Origin of the sequence: Nocardiopsis alba, from assembly GCF_000710955.1 — a bacterium.
Classification (GTDB): Bacteria; Actinomycetota; Actinomycetes; order Streptosporangiales; family Streptosporangiaceae; genus Nocardiopsis; species Nocardiopsis alba.
In genome coordinates this window covers 179,418-189,657 of sequence record NZ_BAZE01000006.1, presented here as the reverse complement: position 1 = coordinate 189,657, position 10,240 = coordinate 179,418, and the positions used below count along the sequence as shown (strand labels likewise).

Genomic DNA, 10,240 nt, shown 5'->3' with positions numbered 1-10,240 from the left:
GCCGCGGCGGTGGGATCCGGTGTCGTAGGCGGAACGGTCGAGGGAGCCCGTGTCGTACCCCGAGCGGTCGAAGGAGCCCGTCGAGTGGGCACCGGTGCCGTAGGAGGAGGTCGAACGGAACACGTCCGAGGACGGGCCGCCGGTCAGCGGATCGGGGGACGATCCAGGCGAGGGCGTCCCGGGCATCGTCGGGCCTCCCGCGAGGGGATCGGACAGCGGAGAGGGGCCGCCGACCCCGGGTCCGCCCGGCACGGGCGGCTCCGGGCGCCGGTGGGTCCCGGTGTCCATGCTGGACCAGATCGGGGAACCGAGGTCCTCCGTCGGGGCGGCCCCGGAACGGAAGCCCGGCGCCAGGGGGTCGAGACCGCCGCCCGTCGGGGAGGGGTCCGGGGTGTAGGGGGGAACGTCGCGCCGGTCCATCGTGCCGGAGTCGAAGGGGGAACGGTGTTCGGAGGCCAGGGGCCGCTCGGAGGGGGAGAGGGGCTCACGGCCCTCGAAGGGGTCGCCCGTCGAGGGCGGACGCGGCGTCCAGGAACCCGGCCCCAGAGGGTCCTCGTCCCGCGCCGGCGGAGCGGGGGGCGGCTCGGGGGCGGGCGAGAGCGGCTCTCGGGCGGAGGGCGGCGCCGGTCGTTCGGAGCCGGTGTCCGCGGAGACGGAGCGGGGGGCGGGCTCCGGCGGAGGGGTCGGGGTGGAGCTCTGCCCCAGTCCGGCCAGCACCGCCAGGTCCGGGGTGGAGTCCGCGGGGGTCGCGGGCATCTCCGAGGTGGGGGCGGGACGCGGCTCGTCGGGGAGGGCGTCGTGGTCGTGACCGTCGTCGTATCCGTCGTCCAACCGGTCATCGACGTTCGCGGTCTCGCGTTCGTCCCTGCCCCGTGAACGCGGGCGATCCGGCTCCTCCTCGTTCAGACTCGACCAGAAGTCGTTGTCGGAGAGTCCCGCCGAGTCGTCGTCCTCCCAGTCGTCCCGTCGCCTGTTCCGTCCCCGGGGACGTCGCTCCGCCCGTTCCCCGCCTTGACGCGACCTCCGGCCGCGAGGCCGCGCCCCCTCGTCCTCGGGCTCCTCGTCCCGGGCCCGTCCACGGGGTTCGTCGCGGTCGTCGTCGACGCCGTCGTACTCGTCGTCGTAGTCGTCGTCCCGTGAGCCGAGGCTGAGCGCCCGCATGCCCAGAAGGATGAGTACGAGCACGGCGAGCACGACGATGACGGCGATGATGATGATGATGACGGTGAAGGTCATGGTGTACGCACTACCTTGGGGAGGTCTGTCACGCCCGGGACACGCCGGTGACCGGCCGGGGAGGAACGGCGGCCCGGTTCCGCGCGGCCGTGGAACGCCGGGCCCACGGGGTCGACGGGACGCGGGCGCCGATGCTCCACCGCGGTCTCCGAAGGGGATGCCGCGCGGCGGACGGACGGGAATCGGTCATCTGAAAAGGGGCGAGGGGCACGACCCCACTGTATGCGCTGCTGCGCTCTGTGTGCAGAGGGCGACGGAGCCTTCCTCGGATCGTCTTCGCGCCCTCCGATCGATCGGACGCCCCGGAACACGGACGGTGACCGGGGCGCCGATCGGGGCTCCGGATCACTCGCTTTCGGTGACGAGGGTGCCCCGCGCGATGGCCTGCTCGGCGACACCCTCCAGGATCGAATCCAAGGGGGCTCCCTCGGGCAGGTCGAGGGTGCCGCTCAGCGCGTACACGGTGAAGCGGTACTCGTGCGCGTCGTTCTCCGAGGGGCAGGGGGCCCCGTAGGACGCCTCGCCGGCGCTGTTCTGACCGATCTTGGCGTCGGCGGGGACGGAGTTCTGGCGCAGCTCCACCAACTGCGGATCCAGGTCGTGGACGACCCAGAACACGACGGCGGCCTGGGGGTCGTCCACCACCAGGGCGATCGATCCCACGTCGTCGGGCAACCCCGACCAGCTCAGCGGAGGAGAGACGGGATCGCCGTCGGCGTCGCAGGTGTAGGCGACGGGGAGCGGCTGGGCCTCCTGCATCATCGGGCTGGTCACGTTGATGTCGGTCGGCATCTCGCCGCTCAGCTCCGAGTTCAGCACGCCGCAGCCGGTCGACGCGAGCAGCGCGGCCCCCGCCGCCGCTGCGCCCGCACGGGCACCGAGGGGTGTGCGGGGCACGCCGCGCGAGACGGTGGTCCGGGTGGAAGGCAAGACCGGGAACAAAATGGGGCTCCTGCTGGACTTTCGGGCCGTAAGGCGAGACTCGCTGTGCACCGGATCCGGCACCCGGCTGACCCCGGCGCCCGTCACGGTGGAACCGTGTGGAGCGGCGCCGTCCCCGACACCGTCACACGGCCCTGAGCGAACCCTACTGCGGTCGGAGAGGACCCAGGGACCTTCCGGAGGCGATCCGGGGAGGAGACGTCGGCGACACCGATACCGAGAGGCGTGATGACCGCGTATCGGTCATCATGGGGCGGTGCGGTTCTCCATTCTCGGTCCTCTCCAGGTACACGACGCCGCGGGGGCTCCCGTCGGCGTCGGAGGAGCGCGTCTGCGCGCCCTCCTGGTGTCGCTCCTGCTCCATCCCGGGCGCACCGTCGGTGTCGAACGGCTCACGGACACCATCTGGGGGTGGGACGAGACCCCCGCCGCCGCGGGGAACGCGCTTCAGGCCCTGGTCTCCCGGCTGCGTCGGGCGTTGGGCGAGGAGGCCCGGATCCACGGTGACGGCTCCGGCTACCGGCTGGAGATCGCCCCCGAACAGGTGGACCTCCACGTCTTCGAGGCGTCGGCCGGGTCCGGGAGGGCGCATCTGACGTCGGGGCGCCCGGCGGAGGCCGAGGCGGCCCTGGTCGAGGCCCTTTCCCTCTGGCGCGGCCCGGCCCTGTCCGACCTCACCGCGAGGGGGCGGGCCGAGGACGTGGCCCTGCGTCTGGCCGGGATCCACCGCACCGCCGAGGAGGACCTCCTGGAGGCCCGTCTCGACCTGGGGCGGTACACCGAGGCCCTGCCGGAGGCCGAGGCGGTGGCCGGACGCGACCCTCATCGTGAGCGTCCGATCGAGCTGCTCATGCGCGCTCTGGCCGGCGGCGGTCGTGTCGCCGAGGCCCTCGACGCGTACGAGGCCTTCCGCGCGCGGCTCGCCGAGGAACTGGGGCTGGATCCCTCGCCCCGTCTGCGGCGGGTCCACCTGAACCTGCTCCGGGGGGAAACGGCGCCCGCTCCGGAGAACACGATCGAGAGGAACGTCAGGCCCCCCGCCGCGCCCTCGGTCCGTCTGCCTCGACCTCTGACCGACTTCGTTCCGCGCGAGAACGAGGTCGGGGCGACGGTGGAACGTCTCTCCGGATCCCGAACGGTCACCCTCATCGGCCCGGGAGGGGCCGGCAAGACGCGCCTCGCCGCGGAATCCGCCGAGACCCTGGCGGAACGGAACCCCGGGCTGGTCTCCGGCGGTGTCCGCTGGGTGGAGCTCGCCCCGGTGGGGCAGGGGACCGACCTGCACCAGGTCGTCGCCGACACCCTGGAACTGCGCGAGTACGCCGTCATCAGGGCGAACACCGGGGCGGCCCACCTCGACCCCGCCGAACGGGTCGCCTCCCACCTGGGGGACCGCCCGTTCCTGTTGGTGCTGGACAACTGCGAGCATCTGATCGCCGAGGCGGCCGCGCTGACGGAGTCCCTCCTGGCACGCTGCCCCGGCCTTCGCGTGCTGGCCACCTCCCGGGAACCGTTGGGGGTGCCGGGCGAAGTCCTCCTGCCGGTGCCGCCGCTGGACCTGCCGCCGGAGGGTGACGACCTCGAACGGGCCCGTACCCGCTCCGCCGTGCGGTTGTTCACCGAACGGGCCGAGGCGGTCAGGCCGGGGTTCCGGGTCTCCCAGGACAACCTCGCCCACGTCGTCCGGATCACCCGCGAGCTGGACGGTATGCCGCTGGCCCTGGAGCTGGCGGCGGCCCGGCTCAGGATGATGACCCCGGGCCAACTCGCCGAACGCCTCACCGACCGCTTCCGCCTGCTCACCAACGGCAGCCGATCGGCCCTGCCGCGCCATCGCACCCTGCGGGCGGTGGTCGATTGGAGTTGGGAGCTGCTCGACGAGGCCGAACGCCGGCTGTTGCGCCGCCTCGCGGTCTTCCCCGGCGGGGCCGGACTGGAGGCCGTCGAACGGGTGGGCTCCGACCCGGGGGAGGAGGCCGAGGGCGGGGTCCTCGGGCGGGACGTGTGGTCGGTCCTGTTCGCCCTCGTGGACAAATCCCTGGTGGTGGCGGAGAACCCGGTGCGCGACGACGCGCCGCCCACCTACCGCCAATCGGAGACGGTCCGCGCCTACGCCCTCGAACGCCTGGCCGAGAGCGGTGAGGAGGAGCGGGTCCGGGAGGCCCACGCCCGCTACGCGGTCGACCTGTGGCGTCGGGCGGATCCTGAACTGCGCGGTCCCGAGCAGGCCTCCTGGCTGGCCCGGCTCGGAACGGCGATCGATGACTGCCACGCGGCCTTTCGCTGGGCGGTCGATCGGCGCGACGCCGAACTCGCCCTGGACCTGGTCGAGTACACCCAGTGGTACTGGGCCCTGGACGGAGGGCGGAGCCGGAACCACCGGTGGGCCGAGGCCACGCTCGACCTGGTCGGCGAGGAGGTCCCCCGGGGGCGGGAGACGGCCTACGCCATGTGTCTGTTCAGCCTGGACGAGGGCGTGGAGAGGGGACGGGAGGGCATCCTCACCGTCCTCACCGAGGTGGAGCGGTTGCTCCGGGTCGGCGAACGCGAGACCGGGAGGCATCCGTCCCTCGCCCTGTGCCTGGTCTACGGGGCGATCACCGACGGGCGAGTCGACGGGCCCTGGCGCGTGAGGTTGGAGGAGGAACTGGAGGGCGCGGACGACCCCTGGACCCGAGCGCTCCTGTACCTGATGACCGCGATGCTCGACGCGACCTTCGGGGAGATCGGGCGTTCCCGGGAACGAGCGGGGCTCGCCCTGGAGGGGATGCGCGCGCTCGGCGACGCGTGGGGGCAGTGCAACGCCCTGGCCCAGCTCGTGGACGTCTGTTTCCACACCGATCCGGAGCGCTGTGGGGATCTGTTGAGCGAGGGGATCGGGCTCGCGGAGAGGAGCGGGCTGAGGGGCATCGTCGCGCTCTTCCGGATCCTGCGCGCCCAGACCCTCGTGGAGCTGGGCCGGATCGCCTCGGCGGAGGAGGACCTGGAGACGGTCACGGAGACCCCGCTGGAGAAGGAGCACCTGGTCACGTTCCGGATGACCCGGGTGATGTGGCTCCAAGCGGCCGGGCGACAGGAGGAGGCACGTCGGTTGGTGGACGAGACCGAACCCGTCGTGGTCGGACTGGGCGGGCTCGCTCCGATCTACATCGAGCCCGCCTGGCGGGGGCTCACCGCCGACGTGGCCCTGTCCGACGGCGACGTCGCACGGGCCTGGAAGGAGGCGGGCCGGGCCTGGTGGCTGGCCGGACGGGGCCTGAGCACCTATAAGAGCGAGATCCTGGAGATCTTCGCCCGGATCATCGTGGACAGCGACCCCGAACGCGCGGTGCTGCTGCTCGGCCACGCGGCGACCCTGCGCGGAGGGCTCCCCTCACGACGGCCGAGGACCCTGCGCCTGGGGGAACGTCTGGTCGAGGTCCTGGGCGAGGCCCGCTTCGCCCGGCTGTGGTCGGAGGGGGTGGACACACCGACGCCCGAGGCGAGCGCTCGTGTGGGGGAGTGGCTGGAGCGGATCGTGCCCGACGACGTGGAGATGGACACCTGGGCCCGGTGATGAGGGAGGGGCCGGCGGGCGTGTGCCCGCCGGCCCCTCCACGCGAGGACGCGGTTCAGGTACGGCGTCGGTAGGCCCACACCGCGAGCGGGAAGAAGACCGCGGTGATGGCGAACGCCCAGACCAGGGTCCACGTGACCGGTCCGGTGACGTCGCCGCCCAGCATGAGCCCGCGCATGGCGTCCACGACGTGGGTGACCGGGTTGTTCGCGGCGATCGGGGCCAGCCACCCCGGCATGTCGTCCGGGGCGACGAAGGCCGAACTGCCGAAGGTCAGCGGGAACAGCAGGATCATCGCGAACGACTGGACCGCCATGGGCGTCCGGGCGAGCATGCCGACGAAGGCCGACATCCAGCACAGCGCGAAGGCGAAGACCAGGATCAACGCCCCGGCCACCACCACGCCGACCGCGCCGCCGTCGGGACGGAACCCGATGGCCAGACCGACCAGCAGCACCATCACCACGGTGATCGCGTAGCGGACCAGGTCTCCCAGGACCGCGCCGATCAGCGGGGCCGAGCGGGCGATGGGCAGCGAACGGAAGCGGTCGAAGATGCCCTTCTCCACGTCCTGGCTCAGGGTGAAGCCGGTGCCCATCGTGGCGAAGATGACCGACTGCGCGATGATCCCCGGCATCAGGAAGTCACGGTAGGTCTGCCAGTCGCCCATCATCGCCTGCCCGAAGACGAAGACGAAGAGGGTGACGAACATGATCGGCTGCAACATCAACCCGAGGACCTCCTCGGGGTTGGTCCTGAGCTTGACGATGCTGCGCCAGGTGAGCTGGAGCCCGTTGCGAACGGTCACCGACAGGCCCACCCGGTCGGGGACGGGCGGGACGTTCTCGGGTGAGGCCGCCGAGGATCGGGTGGTCACGGCGCTCATGCTCGGGTCTCCTCGTTCGTCTCCTCGTCCGAGGGCGAGGCCTCGGCGGTGCGTCCGGTCAGGGCCAGGAACACCTCGTCCAGACTGGGTCTGCGCAGGGATAACTCGCCCACGGCCACGCCCTGTTCGTCCAGACGGCGGACCACCTCGGGCAGAACCGCGGCGTCGCCGACGGGGACACCGAGCCTCAGCCCGTCGTCGCCGACCGGGGCGCTGGTCACCGTCTCGACGATCTTGACGGCCAGGGGCAGTTGTGAGGGGTCCACGGTGCGCAGTTCCAGCACCTGGTCTCCGGCGCGGTTCTTGAGCTCCTCGGGGGTGCCCCGGCTGATCACCCTGCCGTGGTCGAGCACCATGATGTCGTCGGCGAGCTGGTCGGCCTCCTCCAGGTACTGGGTGGTGAGCAGGACGGTCACCCCGTCGCCGACCAGGTCGCGCACGACGTCCCACAACTCGTTGCGGCTGTGCGGGTCCAGACCGGTGGTCGGCTCGTCCAAGTACAGCAGCGACGGCCGGCCGACCAGGCTGGCGGCCAGGTCGAGTCGGCGGCGCATACCGCCGGAATAGGTCTTGGCGGCCCGGCCTCCGGCGTCGGAGAGCCCGAAGCGTTCCAGGAGTTCGGCGGCGCGGGACCGGGCCCGAGCCCGGTCGAAGCCCAGGAGGCGTGCGATCAGGACCAGGTTCTGCGTCCCGGTCAGTTCGGCGTCGACCGCCGCGTACTGTCCGGTGAGCCCGATCCTGCGGCGTACCTCGTGCGGCTGTTCGGCCACGTCGAAGCCGTCGACGAACGCGCGGCCCCCGTCCGGTCTCAGCAGGGTGGCCAGGATGCGTACGGTCGTGGTCTTCCCGGACCCGTTGGGTCCCAGGACGCCCAGCACGGCCCCCGCCCTGGCGGTCAGATCCACCCCGTCCAGGGCACGTCGGCCCTTGAACACCTTGACCAGACCTTCCGCGCGGATGGCGTCGGTCATGAGTTCCTCCGTTTCAGCGTCTGCGCCCAGTCTGGGCGGCCGCGCTGACAGACCGCTGATACGCGTACACGTCTCCCTCGCCCCGAGATGTCAGCGATGACCGATGGGCCGTCTTCTCGGAGGAACGCGTGGGCCGGACGAGGCCTTCCCCGCCCGTCCGCGCGTCCGCCCGTCCCTTCTAGACTCGGTGGGGTGATGAACACCCCTCCCCATGACGCCGTGCCTCCGCCGGAAGGTCCCTTCGAACCGACGACGGGTGCGGCCCGTCTGCGCCCTCCCCTGCGCAGGGTGAGCGGCCGCTCGATCGGGGTGTGGACGGTGCGGTCGATCCTCGGCGGCCTGATCAACCTGGTCCTGCTCAGCGTCCTGGCCTGGGCGGTGGGGGTCCTGCCCTGGTCCTGGATCCCCGAATGGGCGCGGGAGAACGCCTGGATGCTCCCGACCGTCTACTTCGTGTACGCCCTGCTCAGGACCGCGATCGTGCCCTCATGGCGATATCGGGTGCACCGGTGGGAGGTCACCGAGGACGTCGTCTACACCCGCTCGGGCTGGATCGCCCGCCACTGGCAGCTCGTCCCGGTGAACCGTCTTCAGACGGTGGACCACACCCAGGGTTGGTTGGAGCGGATCTTCGGTGTGGCCACGTTGGAGGTCCAGACGGCCTCCTACGCCGGTTCGTCGACCATCGAGGGGCTGGACGCGGAGGAGGCGCGCGTGCTCAGCGAGGAGTTGGCCGCGCGCGCGGGCACGCTTCGGGACGACGCGACCTGATGGAACGAGAGAACGGAATCGGACCCCGCGAGCCCTCGGACCGCGAAGAGCCCGTCGACCCCGGAGAGCCCGCCGACCCCGGAGAGGGCGGCGGCTGGGTCGCGCCGGGCGGCACCGCCGCCGGTCCCCGACCGGAGGACGGGCCGCCGCGGTGGCCCTCCGCCGGGGAACCGGAGCCCGCCTCGGGGTCGCCGGAGAACGGGGCCGAGGACGACACCGGGGCGCCTCGGTCCGGATCGCCGGTCACCGAGAGCGCTTCCGAGGCCCCGCGCGACTGGTGGGGGACCGGAGGGGGCGCCCCCGTGTTCGGGGCGGAGAACGCTCGACGGCTCAGCCCGCGCAGCCTGGTCGTGGGCCCGATCAACCAGCTCAGGAGCCTGCTGGTGCCCATCGCCGCCGGGCTGATCGTCGGCGGGTTCAACCCGTGGGTGCTCACGGCCACCGGTGTGGCGGTGGTCGGGCTGCTGGTGGGCGGGTTCGTCACCTGGCGGACCTTCCGCTACGAGATCGGCGAGGAACGCCTGGAGATCCGCAGCGGCCTGATCCGGCGTTCCACGCGCACCATCCCGCTGGAGCGGATCCGGGGCGTGGACGTCACCAGCACCCTGTTGCACCGGATGCTCGGTGTGGCCGTGGTCCGCATCGAGGCGGCGGCCGGTTCCCCCGGCGGTGGTGAGGAGGGCAAGCTCGACGCGGTGAGCGTGGCCGAGGCCGAACGTCTGCGCCGGGTCCTGTTGCACCGCAAGGCCGTGCTCCTGGAACGGCATCGGGAGGAGACGGAGCCGGTCGCGGGTGAGGAGGGGAGCGCCCTCGAGCCGGCCCCGGCCCCCGAGACCGTTCCCGAACCCGAGGACACCGGGACGACCTATTTCCGGATGCCTTGGAGCTGGTACCTGTACGGGGCGTTGGCCCTGGGGTACCTGCTCACCCCGTTCGCGGTCCTGGCGACCCTGTTCGGCATGGCCCAGCAGGCGGTCGGCGACAGGGCGGCGGACTTCCTCGTGGACTGGGTGACGACCAGCGACCGAGGGTTCCTCTTGGTGTTCGCGGTGGTGTTCGCGGGCGCCCTGATTCTGCTGATGCCGGTGTTCGCGGTGGTCTCCTACTCCCTCACCCACTGGGGCTTCTCGCTCCGCGGGCGGGACGGGTCGCTGATCGCCGAACGCGGACTGTTCACCCGACGCAGCGTGACGTTGGAGCGAAGGCGCGTCCGCGGCTACGAACTATTGGACAACCCCCTCGAACGCACACGACGGGCGGTGAGTCTGCGCGCCATCGTCACCGGGCTGGGGGACACCGCCAATCGAGCGGTCCTGTTGCCGATCGGCCCCAGGCCCAGGGTGGAGGAGGTCGTGGATCGGGCCCTGGGCCTGTTCCGCGGTCGGCTGACACCCCATCCTCGGGCGGCCCTGTACCGACGGCTGACCCGCGCGGTCCTGCCGTTCGCCGCGGTGGCGGTGGCCGCGATCGCCCTGGAGCCGGTGTGGCCGTCGGTGGTCGCCGGCGTGCTGGCCCTGCTCGGAGTGCCTCTGGGAGTGGACCGGTATCGCTCGTTGGGCCACGGTTACGACGGTGAGCTGGTGAGCGTGCGCTCGGGCTCGTTGCGGCGGACCCAGGCCACGGTGGAACGGTCGGCGGTGATCGGCTGGAGCTGGACCCAGTCGCCGTTCCAACGTCGCTCCGGACTGGTCGACCTCGAGCTGGCGGTGGGCGCGGGGGAGGGCGGCTACACGGCCCAGGACGCCGCCCAGGAGGAGTCGGTGGACTTCGCCGCGCGGATCACCCCCGAGATGGTGCGCCCCTTCCTGGTACGCGAGGACGGAGAGCCGCCTCGCTGAGCCGAGGGCGAGGACGGAAGCGAGGGGGCGGCCACCGATC

Annotated in this window: 6 protein-coding genes and 1 pseudogene; 3 read left to right on the top strand and 4 right to left on the bottom strand. The window is 72.1% G+C overall.

All coding sequences use genetic code 11. The features are described 5' to 3' along the window. Together TR33_RS27430 and TR33_RS13265 are read right to left on the bottom strand one after the other, a co-directional pair. A pseudogene (locus TR33_RS27430) lies at positions 1-1,236 on the bottom strand (hypothetical protein); the annotation flags it as partial. Positions 1,237-1,581: 345 nt separating this feature from the next. Then, positions 1,582-2,178, bottom strand: coding sequence for a YbhB/YbcL family Raf kinase inhibitor-like protein (locus TR33_RS13265; protein ID WP_026125142.1), 597 nt, complete (start codon positions 2,176-2,178; stop codon positions 1,582-1,584). A 256-nt stretch (positions 2,179-2,434) separates the two neighbouring features. Here TR33_RS13265 and TR33_RS13260 point away from each other — a divergent pair, with 256 nt between their 5' ends. After that, positions 2,435-5,734 (top strand): AfsR/SARP family transcriptional regulator, encoded by a 3,300-nt coding sequence (locus TR33_RS13260; RefSeq protein ID WP_026125141.1) that lies wholly within the window; start codon positions 2,435-2,437, stop codon positions 5,732-5,734. A 55-nt stretch (positions 5,735-5,789) separates the two neighbouring features. Here the strand turns inward: TR33_RS13260 and TR33_RS13255 are convergent, their stop codons facing one another. Continuing rightward, the gene (locus TR33_RS13255) at positions 5,790-6,620 is read right to left on the bottom strand and encodes an ABC transporter permease (RefSeq protein ID WP_017535357.1); all 831 of its coding nucleotides are present in this window, start codon (positions 6,618-6,620) and stop codon (positions 5,790-5,792) included. Beyond that, a complete protein-coding gene (locus tag TR33_RS13250; protein WP_017535356.1) occupies positions 6,617-7,591 on the bottom strand; it encodes a daunorubicin resistance protein DrrA family ABC transporter ATP-binding protein in 975 nt (324 codons plus the stop codon). The genes TR33_RS13255 and TR33_RS13250 overlap by 4 nt, the downstream gene beginning before the upstream one ends. Before the next feature lie 195 nt (positions 7,592-7,786). Between TR33_RS13250 and TR33_RS13245 the strand changes: the two genes are divergently transcribed. Next, complete coding sequence (locus TR33_RS13245) at positions 7,787-8,362, top strand: PH domain-containing protein (RefSeq protein ID WP_042283361.1); 576 nt, start codon at positions 7,787-7,789, stop codon at positions 8,360-8,362. Continuing rightward, complete coding sequence (locus TR33_RS13240; protein WP_042283360.1) at positions 8,362-10,200, top strand: PH domain-containing protein; 1,839 nt, start codon at positions 8,362-8,364, stop codon at positions 10,198-10,200. The genes TR33_RS13245 and TR33_RS13240 overlap by 1 nt, the downstream gene beginning before the upstream one ends. The last annotated feature ends 40 nt before the right edge of the window (positions 10,201-10,240 follow it).

Excerpts from the sequence above, each read along its gene's own strand:
- TR33_RS13255 (WP_017535357.1), bottom strand. The coding sequence starts at position 6,620 with ATGAGCGCCGTGACCACCCGATCCTCGGCGGCCTCACCCGAGAACGTC.
- TR33_RS13250 (WP_017535356.1), bottom strand. The coding sequence starts at position 7,591 with ATGACCGACGCCATCCGCGCGGAAGGTCTGGTCAAGGTGTTCAAGGGC.
- TR33_RS13245 (WP_042283361.1), top strand. The coding sequence starts at position 7,787 with ATGAACACCCCTCCCCATGACGCCGTGCCTCCGCCGGAAGGTCCCTTC.
- TR33_RS13240 (WP_042283360.1), top strand. The coding sequence starts at position 8,362 with ATGGAACGAGAGAACGGAATCGGACCCCGCGAGCCCTCGGACCGCGAA.